The following is a 25,014-nucleotide window of genomic DNA, read 5'->3' as shown; positions in this document are numbered from 1 at the left end:
GAAATCATCTGATGTTGATACTCAGCACTTTGCTATAAAGAAAACGTTCTACCTCGGAAGTATTTATTAGCTTGATAAAATCAGCGACCAACTAAACCAAATAATTACAAATTAACCGTCTTAAACCTTGGATGTGGGTTTTAAAAATAGCCATGCTACAAAAAAATGTCGCTGCTGTGAATAGTTGCGTTAAATCCAAAGCAGACAGATAACCATCTGCAAAAGAAGCGATACTGCGATCGGTAATGCCAAAGACCCAAGAAGAGAGTCCAAATAGCCAAATCCCATTCTTGAGATTGCCTACGAACTCTTTAGAGTCGGATGTTTTTTGGTCTTTCATGTCTTCTACTCCGATGGTGGAAAATCCAGTATCTGCCAATGAGAACGTTTTGATTTTTGACACTGATTTATAACTATATTAATAAATATTTCTCAGTCTTGACTAAACTGCCAAAAGACACATCTAGTAAATTAATCATCAAACTTTGATAGTTATACCTCTGGGAGAATACCTAACTAGGACGAAATTAAGTCACAATAGCAGTAGGCAATCATAGAGGTGCTGCTATGGATCGTCTAATTCAAATTCTTCGGAATGTCTTTATTCGCCTTGAAGGTTATTTTTCCGTATTTTTCAAGGCTATTTTCGGGTTTTTCGGGAGTATTTTTGGCTTTTTTGGGAAAGTTTTCGGATTTAATAGCTCTGGCTATTATTTGGAATCTGATGCGGCTCAAACTATCAAGCGAGTTTCAGAAGAACCAGCAAAAACAGAACAGAAAACCACCTCGGAAACTCCTTCATTTAGCCGCCGTCGTTCTCAGAAAAAAGTAGAGGACTATTACCTCAAGATGGCGCGTGATGTTGGCAAGAAGTAAAAATTAACTTCCAATATCCGTTTTGTCGCTCTGTTTCAATCATTGTCAGGTGGGAAATGTCTACAACATAACAGTCGGGTTTCAACAGACTGTTGACTATCACTTTGACTATTTTCGTCCTTTAAACCCTCTACAACAGGAAATTATTAGTTTGCTTGGTCTTCCACCTGATATTTCGAGCCATCTTGTGGATAACATATTCTTGCACCAAGCGACTGAAGTCACGGCTACACAGACAAAACCCGCCTGCGCGGGTTCTAAATCCTTGATTTTGCATCAGTCCGCGTAGGTGGAACCTCCGCAACGCGTTGGCTCGATTAGAGGCGACTGTCGTCGGCTTTGCTGACTTGTAGACGCGCTCTGCGAGAAGCCGCACAGAGTAGCATCTGGCGTGCGAATTCCATTTGTTCGGGCTAGAACACCGATTCATTAATAAACCACAAGACTAATAAATTCTGTTTTTAGGTCTTTTACAACCAAATATTCTTGAACCGAACTTCGCTTTATCCCTGTGGGGTAGTTCTAAATTTTTTCAAAAAAAGATTGATGAGTTCCCAAACAAAATAAAATAAAAACCCGACACAAAACTTTGTGTCGGGTTTTTAGTTACATTGACTAGCGCACATAACACCTTATTATTGGGCTTTACTGCGCCATCGCTTCTTTCACATCCGCTTCTAATTTCACTTTAGCTTCTTGAAATTCTTTCCCTAATTCAATTAATTCCTCTTCACTGATACACCCACGTACAGCCTCAAAAATTTCACTTTCTTCTTCTTCTACATGATGCTGCACTGCTTCTTTTAAATCACTCAATTTGGATTTAAACTCAGCGTTGCCTGGTTGTAGTGCTTTAATTTCTTCTAGAAGAATCTCAGCTTCTTCGTGTTCTTCTTCAGCTTCTTCTATATATTGTGCAGTTTCCTCATACTCGCGTAATGCTGGATAGAAAACTAATTCTTCAGTTCTAGCGTGTAAATTTAATGCTAGATAAATCTGAGCAAATATTTCGTGGAGCTTGTTTTTATTAGCTTTTTCTGCTTCTGTAAACAGTTTTTCAACTTGACGATGTTCTGCTTCAATTAATGAGAGAATATCTTTTGCTTTAGTTTTAGCCATGCTGTGTCACCTTGTCAATATTGTTGATTGAAACACGCGCAGAAAATGAGTTAATTCCTCATAGAAATACTGTTTTAATTGTTGCTAATTAACACTAGTGAAACCTCTTTCTTGAGGTGTAAAGGTATTTAGTTGGATGATTTATTCTGTATGAAATTATCACCCATAAAAAGACGGCGTGAGTTGATTCTCAGCCCCATAATAAGCAAAAAAGAGCGGGCTAACCGCTATATTGTGGTTAACCCGTGCAGCTTTGGGAACGCGCAGAGAAATTACTATTGCAATACCAACTTAACGTTAGCGTTTTGCAGACCGCGCTGTTTTACTTCAGCCAAAGTCTTGTTGACTGCATATTTTTGATTAATAGAGTTGATTAACTCGGTTTGGTTGTGCTTTTTAGCAACGCCCCACAGGTCAGCGATGAGGTCGAAGGAACCATCGCTATTGCGAGACCAGCCGAGATCATATTCGCCTTCCAAAACAGCAACGATGTCGGAACGTACACGCTGACCGTTATAACCGCGTACATCTGCTTCTGTCTTTACGGTAATACCCAAGTCGCGTAAAGAAGCTTTGAGGATTTCTGCATCGGTGATTTTGGTGCGAAGAGTGCTAAAGTGAGACATTTGGGTTTCCTCCAATGAGAAGATTGAGAAAAGAACAACGGTTTATCATCGGCAAGCCGCACTGAACAAGACGCGGCTTTTTCTCTTAACTGCTAGTTTGTTCAACTAGCCTTTCCCCTGGGTTAGCAGGGAAAGCTTTTAGAACTCCATTCGCTGATATTCAGCAACGGAGGATGCGGCTGGTCTTGCTCGCTGTCTAGCCCAGTCTCTAAGGGCTGTTACCTGTTCTTGCATCGTGCGAGACAGTGGCAAGGTTGCTTTCAGTGCCGCAATAATATCTAGTTGGGTGAACTCACGGTCTTGGGCAAAGGCTTCATACATTGCCGCAATAATCGCTTGTTCAATTTCTGCCCCAGAAAAGCCATCCGACATCTTGGCTAGTTGCTCTAAATCAAAGCGGGAGATGTCTTCACGACGGCGCTTGCTTAGGTGAATATTGAAGATATCACGCCGTTCTTCTGGTGTAGGCAGATCCACAAAGAAAATTTCATCAAATCGACCTTTCCTCAAGAATTCCCCAGGTAAGCGTTCAACTCGGTTGGCTGTAGCCATGACAAACACTGGAGATTTTTTCTCTTGCATCCATGTGAGGAAAGACCCAAATATCCTGCTTGATGTGCCGCCGTCGGAGTCACCAGAACCAGCACTACCAGCAAAGGATTTATCTAACTCGTCAATAAACAGAATCGCTGGAGAGATTGATTCTGCTGTTTTGAGGGCGTTACGCAGATTTGCCTCACTTCGTCCCACCATTGAGCCGTCGTATACGCGCCCCATATCCAAGCGCAACAACGGTAAACCCCAAAGTCGGGATGTTGTTTTGGCTATCAATGACTTACCACAACCAGGTACTCCTAAAATTAGCATCCCTTTGGGTTGGGGTAAACCATACTCTCTTGCTCTTTCGGTAAAAGCATTAGAGCGTTGCTTCAGCCATTTCTTTAATTCTTCTAAGCCACCTACAGCATCAATGGTTTCATCTTCTTCGATATATTCTAAGATGCCATTGCGGCGGATCAGTTGCTTTTTCTCTGATAAAACTATATCAACTTCTTCTTCTGTCAGCCGTCCGGTGGTGACTTGGGCTTTGCGATACACTTTCTCAGATTCATCTTTGGTTAAACCTAAAGCTGCTCTGAGTAGTTTTTCGCGTGCTTCTGTTGTCAACCGTCGCCCACGATAGTGATCTAAATGGGAAGTTAAAACTTTATTCAACTCCGCCATATCTGGAAGTTGGAAGTCTAATACTACTACTTCCTTTTCCAATTCTATGGGGACTTGGTGCATCGGCGACATTAAAATAATATTTTTTTTGTTGCCCTTTAAAACTAGCGATCGCATCTCGCAACGATCTTGTTGTCGCAGGTGCATCAATAAATGGGTGTAAATCTTTAAGAATAAATATACCAGGCTCTTTTTGCCGAATTATCCAATCAATTGCCGCCTCTGGGGAAACTGTGTTGTGTTGGCTTCCATTCCGGGGTTGACCGTATTCCACGATGCCATGAGTTACTGTCCATACATAAACTCGGCGTTGGGGTTTTAACACTTGAGCGATTGTGGAAATTGATTGCTCTGCTCGCTCTTCCTCGGAGGTCACAAGGTAGATTAGAGGGTATTGAGCTTGAATTAAGATGTTGAGCTCTTCTTTCATACAATCGACCTACTTGAGACCTAATACTGTAAAGAACAGACTTGTAACAATTACTGAATTATGAATCACTTATTCATAATTCTTATCTAGCAAGGGACTAACTCCTCTTCACTCTTGGGATGGGTTGGCACTTCTTCAATTTCATCAATGGAAATAGTCTCTTGACCAATCAATCCAGGCTGATGACCTAAAGCAACTAATTCCCCATCACGTAACGCAAGTGAACTTTCGCAAGTCGGACAGGAATAAACTCTGTGAGTTCTCCCATAAGCAGAAGCTTCTATTTCTTCTACTAATTCTGGATTCGCCAAGTAAAAGTAGAGGGCGCGTTCGGCAAGCTCTGACATTGGCTCAGAATCAATTGCTGAACGGATCTTCAACCTTTTGTGCAGTTCTGGCGATATATAAAAAGTAACCTTTTGCTTAGTTTGCGTTTGCATATAACTCTTTGGCGGTCTTACCCGGGTATGTATATCACGTTATCGGCTCTTTGATTGCTTGTCAAGCTGGTAAAACGTTTTGACGGCAATTTTGTTACATTTATTTACACTATTTTGTGACTATTAAAGTAGGCTAAGTTATATTTAAAACAAAGAAAAAATTAGCTTAAATAGCAGTTAAATATTAGATAAAAGCTGGAATAAACTCGATAAAAATAAAGGTTTACAGTAATTGTATAAACTCATTATTATGTTTATTTTTTCAGTAAAAACTAGTAGTAAATGGAAAAGTATTTATACAAAACATCAAAAAGTGGCGAGTGCGATCGCTTTATCGTTTTTGTTATCAGGATGCAGCCAACCTTTTAGGGTTTCTGACACTCAATGGCAGACTTATAAAAATTCCCGTTATGGCTTTGAATTTCCCTATCCCAGCAATTGGACTGTGTTATCAACTCCCGATAACGATGATGGTGTTGTTTTAGTTTCACCACGCAGTCAAAATGTGGAAATTAGAGGCTGGGCTAGCAATCTTTCACCAGATCCCAAAAATGCCATCCAGTCTAACTTTCAGACTACACAAGGAGTATCTGGGGTTTTATTAGTAGAAGTTGGTCAGCAAGAAGGTTCGATGAAATTGACCTTAACTCAAGGTAAAGTTACCTATTACTGGCGGGGAAAAAGCCCCAGCCAAGAGTTTTCCAACTATTACCCCTTGTTTTATTACATAGCCCAGCAATATCAGGTAAAGAGTGCTGAGTTGAAAGTGCTGAGTGCTGAGTGAAATGAAGTATGAAATCCTAAAAGGTTGTGCCTTTTGACAGATGACCAATGACTAATGACAAATGAGTAATGACAATCACTACTTTTGATGGTTGATGGGGTACAGAAACCTGATAGATTTAGCTATCAGCGAGTAAAAACTGGTGAAAATGAAAGTCCTGGTTATTGGTGGCGATGGGTATTGCGGTTGGGCAACCGCACTTTACCTCTCCAATCGAGGTTACGAAGTTGGAATTTTAGATAGTTTGGTGCGTCGGCACTGGGATAACGAACTTGGTATCGCAACTCTAACGCCGATCGCACCGATTCAGCAACGTATCCAGCGCTGGCAAGATTTGACCGGCAAATCTATCGACCTATTCGTAGGCGATATTACTAATTACGAATTTCTGCAAAAAACTTTACATCAATTTGAACCAAATGCGATCGTGCATTTTGGCGAACAGCGTTCCGCGCCATTCTCCATGATTGACCGCGAACATGCAGTTCTCACCCAAGTCAATAACGTAGTTGGCACACTCAACTTGCTGTATGCCATGCGCGAAGACTTCCCCGACTGCCACTTAGTCAAGTTGGGAACAATGGGTGAATATGGTACACCCAACATCGATATTGAAGAAGGGTATATCACCATTGAACACAATGGGCGCAAGGATACCTTACCTTATCCCAAGCAACCTGGCTCAATGTACCACTTAAGTAAAGTGCATGATAGCCACAATATCCACTTTGCTTGTCGGATTTGGGGATTGCGTGCAACAGACTTAAATCAAGGCGTTGTGTATGGAGTCTTAACCGAAGAAACGGGAATGGACGAACTGTTGATTAATCGCCTAGATTACGATGGTGTATTTGGGACAGCGTTGAACCGCTTTTGTATTCAAGCTGCCATTGGTCATCCTTTAACGGTATATGGTAAAGGTGGACAAACTCGCGGATTCTTAGATATTCGTGATACAGTCCGCTGTATGGAATTAGCGATCGCTAATCCTGCTGAACCTGGAGAATTCCGCGTCTTCAACCAATTTACCGAACTATTTAGTGTGGGTGACTTGGCGTTGATGGTGAAAAAAGCAGGTAACGCTTTGGGATTAAATGTTGACATCAACAACATAGATAACCCCAGAGTTGAAAAAGAAGAACATTACTTCAACGCCAAAAATACCAAACTGCTTGACCTCGGCTTACAACCTCACTACCTCTCAGACTCGTTACTTGATTCGCTGTTAAATTTTGCAGTTAAGTATCAGCAACGAGTTGATAAAAAACAAATTTTGCCGAAAGTTTCTTGGCATAGAAATTAGGTCAAAACTGTATGAGGTTGGTGACGGAATCTTATCTCAATTAAATCTCTCCCTGGCCTCAAACTGGTCGTCATATACTAGCGCAGTATGGCGACCAGACAGTTGTAGTTTATTAAGCCTATCGTCCAGAAATGCTTAAAAATTAATACGACGATAGATTTCAGTTAGGGGAATTTCTACATTTAAACTGTAGAGAAAGATAGTCTGTTCAACGTGGGAGTAAACTTGCCATTGCCAGCGATCGCTACTTTGATGCTCAAGGTTGTGATAGTGTTCAATGCAGGGTTCAGTTTGACTCACCAGCAGATATTCACGAAAGCTGGACAGAGAGCGATATTTGCGGAACTTTTCACCGCGATCGTAAGCCTCAGTAGAGGGCGATAAAACTTTGACAATCAGTAAAGGATTGAGAATTTCATCATTGCGATTTTCATTGAACTCTGGTTGACCATTCACAACCATCAAATCAGTATAAGTACCACACTGATATTCAGGAATCCAACGCGCAAATCGCTGTTATACAAACGAAAATCGCTATCTCTCAGCAAAAATCCCAAGTAAATTAATAAGTTGCTGGCGATGTCTGACGACAAGCCGCTTCGCGTCTACGCACTGTGGGCTTCCGAACCTCCTGACATTGTAATAATCTCTCCATTGCGGTATTCATGGCGTTCTGGATGGGTTTCTTCCATTGCCCGATACTCGTCTAATGTGAAGCGATTTTTAATTATATCTGGGGTGGTGGAATGAGCAAAGACCACAATCAGACCTCGTGAATAGTTACCTCTGAAACTATTATCACTAAGAACGCAATATGACTTGGGCAATCGCCTGATCTTGTAGGGTGCATTCCATCGCCAAAAATCCAACCCAGTCAGCAGTATACTCAATGTATAAACACCAAATCATCATTCTCAATAATGGTCACCCAAAAAATCAGCATCTGGGGTAACTCTCTGGGAATCAGACTCCCGCAAACAATTATTCAACAGATGGGATTAAAACAAGGAGACTTAGTTGCCATTTCCACCGAGGGAAATAAAATCATTCTCTCTCCAGCAAAACCCAAGTACACTCTTGATCAACTGCTGCAAGATATCACTCCAGACAGGCAGCACGATGAAGTAGATTGGGGACATTTTAGATGTTGAATTGAGGACGAAACCCAAAAGTCGCTACGCCCTTACTCAGCACTCAATATTTCTCGCCATACACAATTGATTCCGCTACGAGAAACAGTTTACTCTGTTGTAGCACTCGAAATTCAACAGCAGTTGAGATTACCTGCGTGGACTGAATAATTTTTTGTATGAGAATAGCCCTATTCACCGAAACCTTTTTGCCGAAAGTAGATGGCATAGTCACACGTCTACGCCATACAGTTGACCATCTACAGCGTCATGGAAATCAAGTTTTAGTGATTGCCCCAGAGGGTGGAATCACGGAACATAAAGGAGCGAAAGTTTACGGCGTTAGTGGCTTTCCCTTGCCTCTGTATCCAGAGTTAAAAATGGCACTACCCCGCCCAGCCATTGGTTATGCTTTAGAAGAATTCCAGCCAGATGTGATTCACGTTGTAAACCCTGCGGTTCTAGGATTATCAGGCATTTTTTATAGCAAAGTTTTGAAAATTCCCTTAGTAGCTTCTTACCATACCCACTTACCGCAATATCTCCAGCATTACGGTTTAGGAATGTTAGAGGGATTATTATGGGAGTTGCTTAAAGGCGCACATAATCAAGCATTGTTAAATCTTTGTACTTCTACAGCCATGATGAAGGAATTATCATCACACGGCATTGAAAGAGTAGACTTGTGGCAAAGGGGCGTAGATACAGAATTATTTCATCCTGATTTAGCCAGTTTAGAGATGCGATCGCATCTTTCTCAAAACAATCCTGAAAGTCCCTTATTACTTTATGTTGGGCGCTTATCTGCCGAAAAAGAAATTGAACGCATTAAACCAATTTTAGAAGCAATTCCCCAAGCACGATTAGCCTTAGTTGGTGATGGCCCCCATCGCCAAGCCCTAGAAAAACACTTTACTGGAACAAACACACATTTTGTTGGCTATCTCATGGGACGGGAGTTAGGTTCTGCCTTTGCGAGTGCTGATGCTTTTATCTTTCCTTCCCGTACAGAAACTTTGGGGTTAGTCTTATTAGAAGCAATGGCCGCTGGTTGTCCGGTGGTTGCTGCTCGTTCTGGCGGCATCCCTGATATAGTTACAGATGGTGTGAATGGATATCTTTTTGACCCCAAAGCAGATATTCAAGATGCGATTTCTGCTACAATCCGCCTCTTGGAAAATCAACAAGAACGAGATATCATTCGTCAAAATGCTCGTAAAGAAGCAGAAAAATGGGGATGGGCAGCGGCCACACGCCAGCTGCAAGATTACTATCAAAAAATAGTCTCAGTAAAACAGCCAACAGCAGCAGTTTAAATACAGGCAGGAGTGAAAAGGCAGGAGGCAGGAAGGAGGCTAGATGAGAGAGGTATTTCGACCAGCCTCTGATAAAAGACTGGAAAAATATTGGATTTGGTGGGAGACTTAAACCCAATTGGACGATATAAAAAGGTTTTTTTGTAGTCTAAAAATTTTACCTCCTGCTTCCTGCTTCTTGCTATAAAATCTAAAATCTAAAATTCCATGACTCTTCCCAACCCTGGTAGCGTCTTGGCTACATTAACTGAACTCACACAAGTTAATCGCACCCACGCCTTACTGCGTCGTGTCAAAGACCTTTCTGTTAACGAATTTGTTTGTCTGCTCGACTTTATCACTGCTGAGTTCCAACAATTTCTCAGAGCGATTGAATTAATCAATAATGAAGCTCTAGAAACAATGTTGGAGAAGGTACTAGAAGCCATCACTTTGAAAATTGGTCAAATTTTGCAAGCGGAACACACAGCAATTTTTTTTAGTTGACTATGATAAAGGTCAACTCTGGTCAAAAGTTCCCCAAGATAATAGTCAAAGGTTCTTAGAAATTAGAACACCAATTAATGTTGGTATTCCTGGGCATGTGGCGAGTACAGGCCAATATTTGAATATTGCGGAAACTGCGACGCATCCTTTATTTAGTCCAGATTTAGAAAAACAAATGGGCTACAAAATTCGGAATATTTTATGTATGCCTGTTGTCAGTAGCAAAGGTCAAACTGTTGCTGTTGTGCAACTGGTAAATAAAGAAGGCAACATTCCCTTTAATCATGAAGATGAAGAGTGTTTTCGAGATTTCGCAGCTTCTATTGGGATTATTTTAGAAACTTGTCAATCTTTCTATGTAGCAGCCCGCAATCAACGAGGCGCAACAGCATTATTAAGGGCAACTCAAACATTGGGGCAGAGTTTAGATTTAGAAGCAACTTTGCAAATAGTCATGGAACAAGCCCGAATTTTGATGCAAGCAGACCGCAGTACGCTGTTTTTATATCGCAAAGAAATGGGTGAACTTTGGACTAAGGTTGCAGCCGCAGCGTCGACAACAGACTTTATCGAAATTCGGATGCCAGCAAATCGGGGAATTGCGGGTTATGTAGCATCTACAGGGGACGCATTAAATATTCCTGATGCTTATAAAGACCCGCGTTTTGACCCCAGTACAGATAGAAAAACTGGCTATGTAACGCGGAATATTTTATGTTTGCCAGTGTTTAATTCTGCTAATGAATTAATAGGAGTAACGCAGCTAATTAATAAGCAAAAAGGCAGTTTTACTGCTTCTGATGAAGAGTTTATGCGGGCTTTTAATATTCAGGCAGGCATAGCATTAGAAAATGCGCGGTTGTTTGAAAATGTCCTGCTAGAAAAACAGTATCAAAAAGACATTTTGCAAAGTCTATCTGATGCTGTAATTTCGACTGATATGATTGGTCGAATTGTGACAATTAATGATGCAGCTTTAGAGTTATTAGGTTGTCCTTTAGGTGATGCTAATAACAAAAGCAATAAATTATTGTGGGAACAAAATTTAATCGGTCGCTTTGTTTGGGAAGTAGTACCCATTGAAAATTTACAAATGCGCTTAGAAGACAGTTTGACATCGGGCGCTAGACATTATGTTCCAGAACAAAGTTTGATGGTGGGGCTATATCAAGCACTGACTTTAGACGGGCGAGTAAATAGTGACAATCAAGATTCAACTTTGCAATCAGGCGCAACTCATCAGTTAATTTTAACAGTCCGCGATCGCAACAACTCTGATTTTTTCATTCCCTGGAATTTACTGTTAACTCCTCCATCCCAATTAATCCCAGCTAATCAAGTAGAACAATTAGAACGTAGTATAAATTTGACGGTTAATCCCCTTACCAACCCCGAAGGAGGAGTGAGAGGCGGTTTGGTGGTTTTAGAAGACATTAGCCAAGAAAAACGCCTGAAAACCACAATGTATCGTTACCTAACTCCCCATGTCGCCGAACAAGTCATGGCTTTGGGTGAAGATGCTTTGATGGTGGGTGAACGCAAGGATGTGACTGTCTTATTTTCTGATATTCGTGGCTACACTACTTTGACGGAAAATTTGGGCGCAGCCGAAGTTGTATCGTTGTTGAACCAGTATTTTGAAACAATGGTGGAAGCGGTTTTTAATTACGAAGGCACTTTAGATAAATTTATTGGCGATGCTTTAATGGCTGTGTTTGGTGCGCCCCTACCAATTACAGAAAACCATGCTTGGCAAGCGGTACAATCAGCGTTAGATATGCGCCAACGTCTAGAAGAATTTAACCAACGCCGAATTATTCAGGAACAACCCCAAATTCGCATCGGGATTGGGATTAGTTCTGGGGAAGTTGTTTCTGGTAATATTGGCTCTCACAAACGTATGGATTACACCGTAATTGGCGATAGTGTGAACTTAAGCGCCCGGTTAGAAGCCGTCACGAAAGAATATGGCTGTGATATTATTTTGAGCGAATTTACTTATCAACTTTGCAGCGATCGCATTTGGGTGCGGGAGTTAGATAAAATTCGCGTTAAGGGTAAAAACCAAGCTGTGAATATCTATGAGTTAATTGGCGATCGCCACAAGCCTTTAGATGCTGATACCCAAGAATTTTTGTTTCACTATCATAACGGACGGGCTGCTTATTTAGCAAAGGATTTTGCTGGTGCGATCGCCAACTTTACCGCAGCAAAACACCTCCGCCCCAAAGACCAAGCCGTAGAAATTCATTTAGAACGCGCCCAAAATTATCACCGAACACCACCGCCAGATTCCTGGGATGGTGTTTGGACAATTGTGAGCAAATAAATTTTTTACCTATAATTACAAAAGCTTTTTGATGTTTCTGAATAAGTGAAATTCTGGTAAGCAGTCACGGCAATATCAAGTAAATAAGTTTTGCTTTTTACTATATTGTTTAACTGTGTTTTTATCTCATTCTTCAGCTTCTCCACCTTCATCTCTAAAAGGATTTTCGCCAATCTTGAGTTGTTTTTTACTTTGTTTTAGCTGTTTCCACAAAGCTTTAATTTGTTCGTAAGCATCTTCTGGCGGGATTTTTCCACCTGTTTCTAAGCTACAAACATAACTAACTTTATTCGCAAATTCCTGAAGATTAGCATTAAATACTAAGTTTTCGGGTTTAACTTGCCCATAATAGCGGCCTTTAGGGTAAATAAAATCATCTTTGTCCACTCTCTTCTGCTCCACTTGTTAAACTCCATTATTGTTTTAATATCTGAACTCAAGCCATGAGTTATGCACGTATAGCAATTTTTCTATGAATTACCTACTTACTTCTTCCTTTCTACCTCAATAGGGAATTTAGAAGTCAAGTAAAATTGTTATATCTTGCTGCTAAAAGCAAAAAGGCTTGATTGGCATTTATCTTTGTGCAGTAATTGCTAATAGTGTACCCTTGTGCCATTTATTAATTGACATTTTTTGGTATTAAATACCAATCAAAATTTTCAACAGTTATTTACTTAGTCATAGTTTATACTTTATATGTCTTAGGAGAAAAAACGGTTTTTGAGTAAAAAAATCTACAATCAGATTTTAGTAATTTCTTGGCAAATTTACCTCTACTAGAGGTTATATATTATATATATGAGGTTCAGCATTAGGTAATTCATATTTACTGTAACCTACTGCTGCTGACCAGTAAAATTTAATTCTCTAATGGCTGCTTTTATCCCGCTCAATCACAGGTATAAACCGATTTTATGCCGTTGTTTTACAGTCACAAGATTTACGGGTAAAGGAGGAATCAATTTTATATCAGGATACTGTTGAAAACCCTGAAATTTCATTTCATAATTGATGAATTTACAGCAGATTGTCAGTCAATGAAACACAGAATTTAATTCTCAAAGTTAGTAGAGAGCCTATTTTCATGCTGAATTCTGGCTTGTGGTTCCGGAATTTTGCGGTATCTGTGCAGATGGAGAGTAGAGAGTAAGAAAGAGCATTTTTCGGGTGTGCTGTTGTTTTCCGCAATTCAAGAAGAGTCTGATATGTGTTTCATTTTTTCATTATGCACTGACGATTAATTAGCGAATTTTTGTGAACTAAAGATAAAATGGTTAAGCCCGAAAGGACACAAGTCTCCCATTGCTGAAAAGTTTACCTCCTACCATGTCTGTTCATTCCAAGCTCTACGAAGGCAAAGCAAAAATACTCTATACAACAGATAATCCAGAAATCTTGCTGGCTGATTTTAAAGATGATGCGACTGCGTTTAATGCCCAAAAGCGTGGCAGTATCATCGGTAAGGGAAAAATTAACTGTAGTATTGCTAGCCAGTTATTTAAACAGTTGGAAGCCCAAGGAATTAAAACCCATTTTATTGACAGCCCGTCCCCCAATCAAATGCGGGTTAAGGCGGTGAAAATTTTACCCTTAGAAGTAGTGGTGAGAAATATTGCAGCTGGTAGCTTGAGTCAACAAACAGGTTTACCAGTGGGTACAGTGTTAAAACAGCCCTTGGTAGAGTTTTATTACAAAAATGATCAATTAGGAGACCCGTTATTGACACGCGATCGCCTACTCTTAATGGAATTAGCTACAGAGGAACAAGTAGACCTAATTAAGAATCTAGCATTGCAAATCAACGAGTTTCTGCGGAGCTTTTGGCAGCAATGTGGCATTACCTTAGTAGACTTCAAACTAGAATTTGGCTTGGATTCACAACAGCAGATACTCCTGGCAGATGAGATTAGTCCTGATACCTGTCGTTTGTGGGACACTACAGAAACTGACCCCAACCGCCGCGTACTGGATAAAGACCGCTTCCGCCGAGATTTAGGCAATGTAGAAGATGCGTACCAAGAAGTTTTACAGCGAGTGCTGCAAACAGTAGACAGTAAAAATTAAACTGATGTACCTTGTCATTGGTTATTGGTCTTGACAAAGGACAAATGACCAATGACTAATGACTAATAACTAGTGTGTGATTGTGTGCGGAAGTGAAGAGGAATATAAAATGCGTTTATCTCCTATATTAGTAGCAGCTGTAGCAATTGCAGCGCCATTAAGTGGTTCTTTCAGAGCGAATGCCCAAACTGCGGAAGATTTACAACCCACAGCGAAAATTTTAAAACCCGCTACAAAGCAGCCACAAGAGAAGGACGCAGGGCTAGGTTCAGAGAGGGAAAGTTTACAAACTGCGATCGCCTCCCCAGAGGCTAAGGCACTCAAAGATACTCAACCAAAATCTGTGACCATTTTGCCAACACAATCAGATGCAAAAGCACAGGTAATAGTCCCAACAATTGCCCAAACGCCAGAAACAATCCCCAATTCTGATACTCAACAGCCCAACACCATTCCTGATAGTTCGACTCCAGCAACACAACCTGCATCTCCAGAAAATACCACCCCACCAATCATCGAACCGGCATCTCCCCAAAATCCCCAGCCGGAAAATACCACCCCCCCAACCATCGAACCGGCATCTCCCCAAAATCCCCAGCCCGGACGAATACTCACCCCCCCAACCATCGAACCAGCATTTCCCACATCTCCAGGGAATACCCAACCAAATGGCGCTACCGAATCAACAGAACCAAGGGTATTGGTGTCAGAAGTAGTTGTCAGACCCCAAACAGGACAATTACCACCAGAACTAGAAGATCGAGTTTATCAAGTCATTCGGACTCAACCAGGACGGACAACTACCCGTACCCAATTACAAGAAGATATTAATTCGATTTTTGGGACAGGCTTCTTTTCTAACGTCCAAGCTTTACCAGAAGATACCCCCTTGGGCGTGCGAGTCAGCTTTATTGTCCAGCCCAACCCTGTACTCACAAAAGTGCAAGTCGAAGCTAATCCTGGGACTGGTGTTGCTTCAGTTCTGCCAGCAAGTACGGCGGATGAAGTTTTTAAAGATCAGTATGGTAAAATCCTCAACTTACGAGACTTGCAAGAAGGGATTAAAACCTTAACCAAACGCTATCAAGACCAAGGTTATGTGTTAGCCAATGTGATTGGTGCGCCCCAAGTTTCGGAAAATGGAGTTGTCACGCTACAAGTTGCCGAAGGTGTAGTCGAAAATATTAAAGTCCGGTTCCGTAACAAAGAAGGTCAAGAAACAGACGACCAAGGTAGACCAATTCGTGGACGGACACAAGAGTATATTATTACACGAGAAGTAGAATTAAAACCTGGACAAGTATTTAACCGCAATACAGTACAAAAAGACCTACAGCGGGTATATGGACTAGGATTATTTGAAGATGTAAATGTTTCCCTAGACCCTGGTACTGACCCCAGCAAAGTTGATGTGGTAATTAATGTGGCAGAACGTAGTAGCGGTTCGATCGCAGCTGGTGCTGGTATTAGTTCTGCCAGTGGATTGTTTGGTACAGTCAGCTATCAACAGCAAAACCTCAACGGCAGAAACCAAAAATTAGGTGCAGAAGTCCAAGTGGGAACTAGGGAATTACTATTTGATTTACGCTACACCGACCCCTGGATTGCCGGTGATCCTTACCGCACCTCCTACACAGCCAACATTTTTCGCCGCAGTTCCATTTCCTTGGTGTTTGAAGGAGATGAGAACAACGTAGAAACTTTTAGAGCCGGAGATACAGATGGCGATCGCCCCCGTGTGCTGCGGTTAGGTGGTGGTGTCACCTTTACCCGTCCTTTATCTAATAATCCCTACGAACGAGCAGAATGGACAGCTTCGGCTGGGTTGCAATATCAGCGAGTTTCCACCCGTGACGCTGATGGGAATCTCAGAAGATTTGGTACAGTGTACGACGACAATGGCCAACCTGGAGAATTAATTCCCTTAAGCTTCTCTGGTACAGGTCAAGACGACTTAGTATTATTACAACTAGGTACACAGCGCGATCGTCGTAATAATGCCTTACAACCTACTAGTGGTTCGTTCCTGCGTTTCGGGCTTGATCAATCATTACCCATAGGCGAAGGCAATATTTTACTCACTAGACTACGGGGTAGTTATAGCCAATACATCCCCGTAAAACTCCTGAACTTTTCCAAAGGCGCACAAACTCTCGCTTTTAACATTCAAGGCGGTACTATCCTCGGTGATTTACCTCCCTACGAAGCCTTTACTTTAGGCGGTAGTAACTCTGTGCGTGGCTATGAAGAAGGTACACTAGCCAGCAGCCGCAGTTACGTGCAAGCAACTTTAGAGTATCGTTTCCCGGTATTTTCCATCGTGAGCGGTGCAGCCTTTGTTGATTTTGGCACTGACTTAGGCACCAATACTAGGGCAGCGGATGTTCTCAACAAAAATGGTACTGGCTATGGTTATGGTCTGGGTGTGCGCGTGCAATCACCATTGGGGCCAATTCGCATCGACTACGGTATCAACGATGATGGTGATAGCCGCATTAACTTCGGCATTGGGGAAAGATTTTAAATTTGTCAAGAGTCATTTGTCCTTAGTCCTTTGTTCATCAGTACAGATTCACAAATGACTAAGAACTATTGACAAAGAACTATTGACTCTTTGACCCTCGACCCTTGACTATTTATTAAGGTGTATTAAATTTTCGCCGATGCAACAGCACACCATCGCCGGGGAAATCTGCCAAACAGGAGTCGGACTGCATAGTGGTATTACTACTAATGTGCGGATATTACCAGCCCCAGCTAATAGCGGGCGCTATTTTGTGCGAGTAGATTTGCCAGATTTGCCAATTATTCCTGCTCAAATTGCCGCAGTCAATGAAACTGTACTGTCAACTCAATTGGGTAAAGGTGAAGCATCTGTTCGGACAGTCGAACATTTGTTAGCAACATTGGCCAGTATGGGTGTAAATAATGCCCGCATTGAAATTGATGGGCCAGAAGTGCCGCTATTGGATGGTTCAGCCCAAATTTGGGCAGCTAGTGTTGCTCAAGTTGGCTTACAACCGCAAACAGCAGATGACAACTCAGATAAATGGGTTCTTGCAGAACCAATCTGGATTTATCAAAACGATGCCTTTGTCTGTGCTATCCCAGCCGCCGAAACCCGCTTTAGCTATGGGATTGATTTTGATTTACCTGCAATTGGCAATCAATGGCACAGTTGGTTATTAGCGGCTGATGTGGGTGATGCTGCTGCTAGCTTTGCGGCGGAAATTGCGCCTGCTCGTACTTTTGGTTTATTACATCAAATAGAATACTTACAACAGGCTGGATTAATTAAAGGTGGCAGCTTAGACAATGCACTGGTTTGCGGCTCTGAAGGATGGTTAAATCCGCCATTAAGATTTGCAAATGAGCCAGTCCGTCATAAGATGTTGGACTTAGTAGGAGATTTGAGTTTATTAGGAATTTTTCCCCAAGCTCATTTCTTAGCGTATAAAGCCAGCCACAATTTACATATTCAACTCGCTCAAAGGATTTTAGCGGCACAGCAAAATCCCACTGACAAAATCTGAGGGGTTTCAACGCCATTCCACTTTTAATTTTCACAGTCAAAGTCACACAAACTGCCAATGTCGTCAATTCTTGCAGAAGTAAATAGTAGCGATGCGATCGCATCCTCATCTGATACTACCCAAACTCCAACTGCACCGGAAGTGAAAAAAACCTTTACATCCGAAGAAATTCAGCAGTTGCTTCCCCATCGCTACCCATTTCTACTGGTAGACAAAATTATTGACTATGTACCAGGAAAAGTGGCTGTAGGCGTTAAAAATGTTACTATTAACGAACCTCAATTTCAAGGTCACTTCCCAGGTAGACCACTCATGCCAGGTGTGCTAATTGTCGAAGCAATGGCACAAGTCGGTGGAATTGTGCTAACACAACTACCAGAATACAACGCAGGTGGACTGTTTGTATTTGCTGGCATTGATAAAGCCCGTTTTCGCCGTCAAGTTGTCCCTGGAGATCAACTGATTATGACAGTGGAACTGTTATGTATCAAACAACGTCGGTTTGGGAAGATGCAAGCTCGGGCCGAAGTTGACGGACAACTCGCTGCTGAAGGCGAATTGATGTTTTCTTTAGTTGGTTAACAACTTGTTTGAGTGTCTTGGTACAACCGTGATATGGCAACATGCTGAGTATAAAACCAGTTATTACAATGTCATAACTGGCTTGGCTATTGTTATATACTGAGGCTCAAATCTAAACAAGCATCACAGATTAACAACTGTCCACACAGTATTTGAAAATTTCTTGATTTTCGCTGCCCTCACACTTAACTTGCTTTGCCCGACACTTTCGATTGCTGAAGTTATCACAACTCAGCAACGCCAGCTGCGATTAACGCACTGGTTTCTCACGACAGTTCTGGAGATTCACCCTTGAAGACTCTTATTCATCCAACGGCGGTAGTTCATCCTAAAGCGGAACTCCACCCTACAGTGCAAGTTGGTGCCTATGCTGTGATTGGAGCGCATGTCAAAGTTGGCCCAGAAACAATTATTGGCGCTCATGTAGTGCTAGAAGGGCCTTGCGAAATTGGGGCGCGAAATCAGATTTTTCCAGGTGCAGCTATCGGTATGGAACCCCAGGATCTCAAATTTGTAGGAGAACCAACCTGGGTCAGAATCGGTGACGACAACGTAATTCGAGAGTATGTCACTGTCAACCGTGCCACAGGTGAGGGAGAAGCCACAATCATTGGCAGTAATAATTTGCTGATGGCTTATGTGCATGTGGCGCATAACTGCGTCATTGAAGATCATGTAATTATTCCCAACTCGGTAGCTTTAGCAGGTCATGTGCATATCGAGTCTCGCGCCAGATTAGGCGGCGTTTTGGGAGTTCATCAATTTGTTCATATTGGTAGACACTCAATGGTGGGTGGGATGTCTCGCATTGACCGGGATGTGCCGCCATATATGCTAGTGGAAGGTAATCCGGTACGGGTCAGAACCCTGAATTTGGTGGGGCTAAAGCGTTCTGGAATGTCAGCCAGTGACCTGCAAACTCTCAAAAAAGCCTTTCGCATTCTCTATCGTTCTAACTTGGCTTTTAAAGAAGCATTAGAACAGTTAGAACTGCTAGGAGATACAGAAGAACTGCAACATTTGCGCCGCTTTATACTCCTGTCTCAAATGCCAGGAAGACGTGGCTTGATTCCAGGTAAAGGAAAAGCAGGCAAGAGTGATGAGTCTTAAGTTATATCAGAGAAATTAGGGGTGAATGTATGGCAGAAGGCAGGAGGCAGGAGGCAGAAGGCAGGAGTTATGATGACAAATGTTACTGTTCCTAAAATTCACCCTGCCAAAATACCCTCATCCGTCTGAAATACAGTCATAACTTCTAATTTCTCAAGGCAAATTTTTAGTAATTGTTAATTAAAATGCGGATATTTATCAGCACTGGCGAAGTGTCTGGCGATTTGCAAGGTTCGCTGTTAATTGCAGCAATGCAACGCCAAGCTGCTGCTGCTGGGTTGGCGTTAGAAATTGTCGCCCTCGGTGGCGAAAAAATGGCAAAGGCAGGGGCAACTATTTTGGGCAATACCAGTGGGATTGGCTCAATGGGTCTTTTAGAATCTTTGCCTTATGTTGTACCCACTTTATTAGTACAACGAAAAGCGATCGCCTATCTCAAGCAAAACCCGCCAGACTTAGTGGTGCTGATTGATTATATGGGGCCAAACCTCGGCATCGGCACTTATATGCGGCAAAATCTGCCAGATGTGCCTGTGGTTTATTACATTGCCCCACAAGAGTGGGTTTGGTCAATGAGTTTGCGAAATACCTCTCGCATTGTTGGTTTTACAGACAAACTCTTAGCAATATTTCCCGAAGAAGCCAGATATTATCAAGAAAATGGCGGAAATGTCAGTTGGGTAGGACATCCGTTAATTGATCGGATGCAGGATGTACCTAATCGTCAGGCGGCGCGTGCTGAATTAGGAATTGCACCAGAACAAATTGCGATCGCACTTCTCCCGGCTTCTCGTCAGCAAGAACTAAAGTATCTTTTACCAGTCATTTTTCAAGCAGCCCAGACAATTCAAGCCAAGTTACCAGAAGCTCACTTTTGGATTCCCTTATCTTTAGAAAGCTTTAAACGACCAATAGAGTCAGCAATTCAAAGTTACGGTTTGCGAGCCACAATTGTATCTGGTCAACAAAAAGAAGTATTTGCTGCGGCTGATTTCGCCATTACTAAATCTGGCACAGTCAATTTAGAACTGGCGCTGTTTAACGTGCCGCAAGTTGTAGTTTATCGCCTCAATGCCGTTACAGTTTGGATTGCGCGGAAAATCCTCAAAGGTTCGATTCCCTTTGCTTCCCCAGTCAACTTAGTGGTAATGCGGGAAATTGTGCCAGAGTTATTACAAGAACAAGCCACACCAGAAAATATTACCCAAGCAGCGATGGAAATACTGCTGAATCCCGAACGTAGACGGCAGACATTGACAGATTATGCCGAAATGCGACAATGTTTAGGAGATACTGGCGTATGCGATCGCGCTGCTCAAGAAATTTTGCAAATGTTAACTGAAGTGTGAAGTATGAAGTATAAATTATGAAGTGTGAAGTCTGTAGACGCGCTTTGCGCGGCTTCCCGCAGGGTAGTGTGAATTAAAAAGGACTAAAAACAAACTATTTTTTACTCAGCGAGAAGTTGCGTGCGGGGGTTCCCCCCGTTGAGCAAACTTCGGTGACTCAGCACTCAGCACTCAGCACTTTTAACTCAGCACTCAATGAGAAAACGACGACCAATCGCAGTTGATTTGTTCGCAGGCGCAGGTGGTATGACCCTTGGCTTTGAGCAAGCTGGCTTTGATGTATTGGCCGCCGTTGAGATTGACCCTATCCATTGCGCTACCCATGAATTTAACTTTCCTAGTTGTACAGTTTTGTGTAAAAGTGTAGAAGATACGACAGGAAAGGAAATTCGCAAACGTTCCAAAATTGGCGCTCGTGAAATTGATGCAGTTATTTGTGGTAGTCCCTGTCAAGGCTTTTCCCTCATGGGTAAACGGGTTTTTGATGACCCACGCAACTCTTTAGTATTTCACTTTCATCGGTTGGTGTTGGAACTACAACCGAAATACTTTGTCATGGAAAATGTTCGCGGTATAACGGTTGGCGAACACAAACAAATTCTCAAAAGTTTAATTAGCGAGTTTCAAACTCACGGTTACCAAGTAGAAGAAGATTATCAAATTCTAAATGCTGCTCACTATGGTGTACCACAGTCGCGTGAGCGATTATTTTTGTTAGGCGCTAGAGGAGATGTCACATTACCCAAGTATCCCCAACCAATTACCCAAATAGCCAAGCCAAATCACTCAACATCACAAAATGCTTTACCACTAAGTCCGACAGTGTGGGATGCAATTGGTGATCTCCCAGAAGTAGAAAATTATGCAGAGTTGTTAGAAAAAGATTGGGTATTTGCTGATTATGGCAAACCTAGTGATTATGCCTTGATATTGCGCGGTATGAGTAATTTAGCAGATGATTATAGCTGTGATCGCCAATTTGATGCTCGGATTCTTTCTTCTAGTTTCCGCACTCAACACACACCCACAACCATTCAACGTTTTCAAAACACTCCCCAAGGCGAAAGAGAGCCAATTAGTCGCTTTCATAAACTGCATCCGGCTGGTGTCTGCAATACCTTACGCGCCGGAACAGATAGATACAGGGGTTCTTTCACTTCTCCAAGACCAATTCATCCCTTGACACCCCGTTGCATCACAGTCAGAGAAGCAGCACGACTCCATTCTTACCCAGATTGGTTTCGATTTCACGTCACTAAATGGCATGGTTTTCGCCAAGTCGGAAATTCTGTACCACCACTCTTAGCCAAAGCTGTCGCAAAAGAAATTATTCACAGTTTAAACGTCATTTCCATCAAACCCAAGTTTCCACAGCAGTTAGGAGATGAAAAGCTATTGCAATTGAAGATATTGCAAGCTGCACAACGTTATTTAAAGACTTAAATATTCAAATAAAAATCAAGTTATATTTTCAGCGATAGCTTCACTTAGCACTATTCGCATTTTTTTGAGCATAGCTAAGATTACGCTGATATTCAACAATCTTTTGCTTTGCTACTACATAATTCGGACTAGATGAAGGTACTGATTGCATCAATGATATAGCAGTTTCCCATTGTTTAACAATGTTTTGCCATTCTGTTGAAGATTTAGCTGATTGTGTCAGATTAGCAGCACTAATCGCTTGATTCACAGCCTCACGAAAATTATCCGGTTGAGGTGTAATTTCCTTTGCTGAAGGTGTTTGATAGGTTACTGCCACTGGTGTCTTATCCTGAATATATATAAATTTTACCAATGAATATATCCCTAATACACCTAAGCCAATTAGTACAGATACGAAAATTATTTTATGTATATTTTGATAATTATGATGATTTAATCTAGATGGGAAATATATAAATTTATGTCTCTGTTTTCCTTTTTTCATTTGGGTTAGACCTAAATCTGCCCTTAATATATCCAGTTCTTTATCTGTATCATCAACACTATATTTTATATGCTTATCTTTATAAATATGGGATTTATTTTTAAGCTTATTAACTAAATACTTTTTTGCTAAATATTCTATTTGATAGAGATATGATGCTGTGATAATCCAAATTATAAACCAATATCTATCTATAAAGTTATTACTTTGAATACTATTCAACATAGTCCTTGTGGTATATCCAGTTAAACGTCCAGCACAGCGACTTAATTCACTGGATATTTCATAGTATGTATGGCAAGCTGAAAATGATACTTGTGTAAAAATTGTCAGGATTATCAAAAAAGATAACGCCATAACAATACTGCCGTAGAAACCCTCCCATAAGCTATTTAAACTAGGTGTCCATTTGGAAAATTTTCTATTTAATTCTTGTTTTTGCCAAATAAACCAAAAAATATGATAGAGAAATGCTAAACAAATAGTTGGTAACAATAAACCCGAAAAAAGAAAGAAAATTAAAAGTCCGGGGCTATTTCCTAAAATTGATATAATGATTCCTACTAATCCAAAAATTATCAAATTTGTTCCAGGAAATGCCAGAAGGACTAAAATAAATGCTCTAATCCAAGAACTGGGATAAGGAAACCATATAGGCCAAGGAGAATTATTCTGTTGCTCTTTGCTAAAATCCAGAGACTTTGGCTTTTTCATAAGTAATAAAAGGGAACATCAAGGTCATAAATTACTATTTTTAAAATTCCCAATTTATCAGCCAAATAAACATTGATATTTTGTATAGCGTATATATAAACGTTTGAGCGGCAATATCAACTAAGTATTATCTACAGCAAATTTATCTCATAGTTCTAGGTAAATATAGCAATCCTATATGATTTATCTTTCTCTCTCCTCGTCTCTATTCTCCTTCCGTTCATCTATCAAATAGGAATGCTATATCTCTTTAAGGCAGAGTAACAATCCTTTAACTTATCCTGGAATTTTTACAGTTCTTAACAAAAGTATAAAATCTACTTTACACAAAACTTTCAGGCAGAGCATCTTAAATTAACTAAAAATTACCTAATTTTTTAGATTTTAGCCAAAACAAGTTATCCAGTTACTAAGGATATGACTTTACAAGAATAAGCTATAAAACTTCATCAATTATCTTATGAATTTATAGCAATTAGTTAGTTTGGCTGAAAAACATAACATAATTTCCTATTTACATCCTATATCTCAAGGTAGAAAATAAGGTTTAACATTATTTTGAGCCACCCAAGCAAATTTATGTCTTAGGGATGTTTGCTCAAAACAAGCCTGCCTAATTTTTCTCCGGTGCAACTGAGGTCAAATGACGCAATCATTCAATCCAGTCCAAGAGTGGCAACAACGTCGAGATCAAGCAACTCGTTACTACCAGGAAGGGAAACTTCAAGAATCACTCGCTCTGGCAAGCAAGAATCTAGAATTAGCTAGAGCAATTTCTGATCGAGCCAAAGAAGGTTACACATTAAACGACCTCGGTTTAGCGCACCTTGGTTGCTGGCAACCTCAAAAAGCATTAGAGTATTTTGAGGAGGCGCTTTTGGTTGCTCAAGAGATAGGTAACGCTAGTGCCGAAGCCACTGCCTTGAGTAATCTTGGTTCTACTTACAGCCGTCTAGGAAAGTTTTCGCAAGCATTGAAATATTTAGATCAAGCCTTAGATATCTTTAGAAGATTGCAAGATACTCAAGGTGAAATCTCCACCCTCAATGATGTGGCATTAATTTACACCAAATTGGGAGAACCAAAACGCGCACTGTTGCTACAACACCAAATTCTCTCAATGCGGCGATTTTTAGGTGATTTTTCTGGTGAAGCAGCAACATTAAATGGTCTTGGTTTTGCTTACAGTGTTTTAGGTAAACATGGGCAAGCTCTCGAATATTTGCAGGAAGCACTTTCTATTCAACGAGCAGTGAAAAATTTGGTGGGTGAAGCAACCACGATGAATAATATTGCTTCTGTTTACAGTGATTTAGGGCAACCTAAACAAGCACTGCTAATTTACTATCAAGTACTTTTATCTCGTCGCGCCCTGAAAGATATTTCTGGTGAAGCCACAACCTTGAATAATATTGGTTATACCTACAGCATTTTAGGTAATAACTGGCAGGCGATGAAATTTTATAGACAAGCGATCGCAATTTATCAAGAATTAGGCGATCGCTTGGGCGAAATTTCGACTTTACTGAATATGGGCTGCTTGTACGCATCAACAAAACGCAAAAGAAAAGCCCTATCTTGCTACCAAAATGCCCATGAATTATCTCAGCAAATCGAGTCTCAGCCACTCTTACAGAAAGTACAGCAGCACATAGACTCTCTGTAG

The 25,014-nt window shown here is 41.1% G+C and carries 19 protein-coding genes and 4 pseudogenes; 14 read left to right on the top strand and 9 right to left on the bottom strand.

Annotated elements, in window-relative coordinates:
* Window positions 1-120: 120 nt before the first annotated feature.
* Window positions 121-340 (bottom strand): annotated as a pseudogene (locus ACX27_RS16160) (hypothetical protein).
* Window positions 341-567: 227 nt separating this feature from the next.
* Between ACX27_RS16160 and ACX27_RS16155 the strand changes: the two are divergent.
* Window positions 568-876, top strand: a complete 309-nt coding sequence (locus ACX27_RS16155; protein WP_062294333.1) for a hypothetical protein — start codon at window positions 568-570, stop codon at window positions 874-876.
* A 130-nt stretch (window positions 877-1,006) separates the two neighbouring features.
* Here the strand turns inward: ACX27_RS16155 and ACX27_RS32455 are convergent, their stop codons facing one another.
* From ACX27_RS32455 to ACX27_RS16135, 5 genes and pseudogenes are all read right to left on the bottom strand, one after another.
* The gene (locus ACX27_RS32455; RefSeq protein WP_158507391.1) at window positions 1,007-1,252 is read right to left on the bottom strand and encodes a hypothetical protein; all 246 of its coding nucleotides are present in this window, start codon (window positions 1,250-1,252) and stop codon (window positions 1,007-1,009) included.
* Between the two features lie 269 nt (window positions 1,253-1,521).
* Window positions 1,522-1,995: a hemerythrin domain-containing protein gene (locus tag ACX27_RS16150; protein ID WP_062294331.1), complete on the bottom strand. Its 474-nt coding sequence runs from the start codon at window positions 1,993-1,995 to the stop codon at window positions 1,522-1,524.
* A gap of 275 nt (window positions 1,996-2,270) precedes the next feature.
* Complete coding sequence (locus tag ACX27_RS16145; protein ID WP_015113818.1) at window positions 2,271-2,621, bottom strand: DUF1257 domain-containing protein; 351 nt, start codon at window positions 2,619-2,621, stop codon at window positions 2,271-2,273.
* A 138-nt stretch (window positions 2,622-2,759) separates the two neighbouring features.
* Window positions 2,760-4,275, bottom strand: a pseudogene (ycf46, locus tag ACX27_RS16140) (stress-responsive protein Ycf46).
* A gap of 86 nt (window positions 4,276-4,361) precedes the next feature.
* Window positions 4,362-4,715, bottom strand: a complete 354-nt coding sequence (locus ACX27_RS16135; RefSeq protein ID WP_062294330.1) for a slr0373 family blue light stress response protein — start codon at window positions 4,713-4,715, stop codon at window positions 4,362-4,364.
* Window positions 4,716-4,965: 250 nt separating this feature from the next.
* On the opposite strand from ACX27_RS16135, the gene ACX27_RS16130 reads away from it, so the two are divergent.
* Together ACX27_RS16130 and ACX27_RS16125 are read left to right on the top strand one after the other, a co-directional pair.
* The gene (locus ACX27_RS16130; protein WP_062294328.1) at window positions 4,966-5,499 is read left to right on the top strand and encodes a hypothetical protein; all 534 of its coding nucleotides are present in this window, start codon (window positions 4,966-4,968) and stop codon (window positions 5,497-5,499) included.
* Between the two features lie 148 nt (window positions 5,500-5,647).
* The gene (locus ACX27_RS16125; protein ID WP_062294327.1) at window positions 5,648-6,802 is read left to right on the top strand and encodes an NAD-dependent epimerase/dehydratase family protein; all 1,155 of its coding nucleotides are present in this window, start codon (window positions 5,648-5,650) and stop codon (window positions 6,800-6,802) included.
* 135 nt (window positions 6,803-6,937) lie between these two features.
* Here the strand turns inward: ACX27_RS16125 and ACX27_RS16120 are convergent.
* Window positions 6,938-7,563 (bottom strand): annotated as a pseudogene (locus ACX27_RS16120) (Uma2 family endonuclease).
* A gap of 159 nt (window positions 7,564-7,722) precedes the next feature.
* Here ACX27_RS16120 and ACX27_RS16115 point away from each other — a divergent pair.
* From ACX27_RS16115 to ACX27_RS16105, 3 genes and pseudogenes are all read left to right on the top strand, one after another.
* A complete protein-coding gene (locus tag ACX27_RS16115) occupies window positions 7,723-7,953 on the top strand; it encodes an AbrB/MazE/SpoVT family DNA-binding domain-containing protein (RefSeq protein ID WP_062294325.1) in 231 nt (76 codons plus the stop codon).
* A gap of 158 nt (window positions 7,954-8,111) precedes the next feature.
* Complete coding sequence (locus ACX27_RS16110; protein WP_062294323.1) at window positions 8,112-9,248, top strand: glycosyltransferase family 4 protein; 1,137 nt, start codon at window positions 8,112-8,114, stop codon at window positions 9,246-9,248.
* Window positions 9,249-9,455: 207 nt separating this feature from the next.
* Window positions 9,456-12,063 (top strand): annotated as a pseudogene (locus tag ACX27_RS16105) (GAF domain-containing protein).
* 126 nt (window positions 12,064-12,189) lie between these two features.
* Here the strand turns inward: ACX27_RS16105 and ACX27_RS16100 are convergent.
* The gene (locus ACX27_RS16100) at window positions 12,190-12,465 is read right to left on the bottom strand and encodes a DUF7219 family protein (RefSeq protein WP_083468755.1); all 276 of its coding nucleotides are present in this window, start codon (window positions 12,463-12,465) and stop codon (window positions 12,190-12,192) included.
* A gap of 927 nt (window positions 12,466-13,392) precedes the next feature.
* On the opposite strand from ACX27_RS16100, the gene purC reads away from it, so the two are divergent.
* The 7 genes from purC to ACX27_RS16065 all read left to right on the top strand — a co-directional run bounded on the left by purC (window position 13,393) and on the right by ACX27_RS16065 (window position 22,147).
* Window positions 13,393-14,130, top strand: a complete 738-nt coding sequence (gene purC, locus ACX27_RS16095) for a phosphoribosylaminoimidazolesuccinocarboxamide synthase (protein WP_062294319.1) — start codon at window positions 13,393-13,395, stop codon at window positions 14,128-14,130.
* A 109-nt stretch (window positions 14,131-14,239) separates the two neighbouring features.
* Window positions 14,240-16,654 (top strand): BamA/TamA family outer membrane protein, encoded by a 2,415-nt coding sequence (locus tag ACX27_RS16090; RefSeq protein ID WP_062294318.1) that lies wholly within the window; start codon window positions 14,240-14,242, stop codon window positions 16,652-16,654.
* 139 nt (window positions 16,655-16,793) lie between these two features.
* Window positions 16,794-17,663, top strand: coding sequence for a UDP-3-O-acyl-N-acetylglucosamine deacetylase (lpxC, locus tag ACX27_RS16085; RefSeq protein ID WP_062294316.1), 870 nt, complete (start codon window positions 16,794-16,796; stop codon window positions 17,661-17,663).
* 57 nt (window positions 17,664-17,720) lie between these two features.
* Window positions 17,721-18,245, top strand: a complete 525-nt coding sequence (gene fabZ / locus ACX27_RS16080) for a 3-hydroxyacyl-ACP dehydratase FabZ (protein ID WP_062294314.1) — start codon at window positions 17,721-17,723, stop codon at window positions 18,243-18,245.
* 291 nt (window positions 18,246-18,536) lie between these two features.
* The gene (gene lpxA, locus ACX27_RS16075; protein ID WP_062294312.1) at window positions 18,537-19,355 is read left to right on the top strand and encodes an acyl-ACP--UDP-N-acetylglucosamine O-acyltransferase; all 819 of its coding nucleotides are present in this window, start codon (window positions 18,537-18,539) and stop codon (window positions 19,353-19,355) included.
* Window positions 19,356-19,540: 185 nt separating this feature from the next.
* Window positions 19,541-20,704, top strand: coding sequence for a lipid-A-disaccharide synthase (lpxB, locus tag ACX27_RS16070; protein ID WP_062294311.1), 1,164 nt, complete (start codon window positions 19,541-19,543; stop codon window positions 20,702-20,704).
* A gap of 195 nt (window positions 20,705-20,899) precedes the next feature.
* Window positions 20,900-22,147 (top strand): DNA cytosine methyltransferase, encoded by a 1,248-nt coding sequence (locus ACX27_RS16065; protein ID WP_062294309.1) that lies wholly within the window; start codon window positions 20,900-20,902, stop codon window positions 22,145-22,147.
* 40 nt (window positions 22,148-22,187) lie between these two features.
* Here ACX27_RS16065 and ACX27_RS16060 read toward each other — a convergent pair whose 3' ends face one another.
* A complete protein-coding gene (locus ACX27_RS16060) occupies window positions 22,188-23,348 on the bottom strand; it encodes a hypothetical protein (RefSeq protein ID WP_062294307.1) in 1,161 nt (386 codons plus the stop codon).
* A 643-nt stretch (window positions 23,349-23,991) separates the two neighbouring features.
* On the opposite strand from ACX27_RS16060, the gene ACX27_RS16055 reads away from it, so the two are divergent.
* Entirely contained in the window at window positions 23,992-25,014 is a 1,023-nt protein-coding gene (locus ACX27_RS16055; protein ID WP_062294305.1) for a tetratricopeptide repeat protein, read from the top strand.

Origin of the sequence: Nostoc piscinale CENA21 (assembly GCF_001298445.1) — a bacterium.
Classification (GTDB): domain Bacteria; phylum Cyanobacteriota; class Cyanobacteriia; order Cyanobacteriales; family Nostocaceae; genus Nostoc_B; species Nostoc_B piscinale_A.
This window is presented reverse-complemented; position numbering and strand designations above follow the sequence as displayed.

Coding starts and splice junctions, on each gene's coding strand:
- ACX27_RS16155 (WP_062294333.1), top strand. CDS start 568: ATGGATCGTCTAATTCAAATTCTTCGGAATGTCTTTATTCGCCTTGAA.
- ACX27_RS16150 (WP_062294331.1), bottom strand. CDS start 1,995: ATGGCTAAAACTAAAGCAAAAGATATTCTCTCATTAATTGAAGCAGAA.
- ACX27_RS16145 (WP_015113818.1), bottom strand. CDS start 2,621: ATGTCTCACTTTAGCACTCTTCGCACCAAAATCACCGATGCAGAAATC.
- ACX27_RS16135 (WP_062294330.1), bottom strand. CDS start 4,715: ATGCAAACGCAAACTAAGCAAAAGGTTACTTTTTATATATCGCCAGAA.
- ACX27_RS16130 (WP_062294328.1), top strand. CDS start 4,966: ATGTTTATTTTTTCAGTAAAAACTAGTAGTAAATGGAAAAGTATTTAT.
- ACX27_RS16125 (WP_062294327.1), top strand. CDS start 5,648: ATGAAAGTCCTGGTTATTGGTGGCGATGGGTATTGCGGTTGGGCAACC.
- ACX27_RS16115 (WP_062294325.1), top strand. CDS start 7,723: ATGGTCACCCAAAAAATCAGCATCTGGGGTAACTCTCTGGGAATCAGA.
- ACX27_RS16110 (WP_062294323.1), top strand. CDS start 8,112: ATGAGAATAGCCCTATTCACCGAAACCTTTTTGCCGAAAGTAGATGGC.
- purC (WP_062294319.1), top strand. CDS start 13,393: ATGTCTGTTCATTCCAAGCTCTACGAAGGCAAAGCAAAAATACTCTAT.
- ACX27_RS16090 (WP_062294318.1), top strand. CDS start 14,240: ATGCGTTTATCTCCTATATTAGTAGCAGCTGTAGCAATTGCAGCGCCA.
- lpxC (WP_062294316.1), top strand. CDS start 16,794: ATGCAACAGCACACCATCGCCGGGGAAATCTGCCAAACAGGAGTCGGA.
- fabZ (WP_062294314.1), top strand. CDS start 17,721: ATGTCGTCAATTCTTGCAGAAGTAAATAGTAGCGATGCGATCGCATCC.
- lpxB (WP_062294311.1), top strand. CDS start 19,541: ATGCGGATATTTATCAGCACTGGCGAAGTGTCTGGCGATTTGCAAGGT.
- ACX27_RS16065 (WP_062294309.1), top strand. CDS start 20,900: ATGAGAAAACGACGACCAATCGCAGTTGATTTGTTCGCAGGCGCAGGT.
- ACX27_RS16060 (WP_062294307.1), bottom strand. CDS start 23,348: ATGAAAAAGCCAAAGTCTCTGGATTTTAGCAAAGAGCAACAGAATAAT.
- ACX27_RS16055 (WP_062294305.1), top strand. CDS start 23,992: ATGACGCAATCATTCAATCCAGTCCAAGAGTGGCAACAACGTCGAGAT.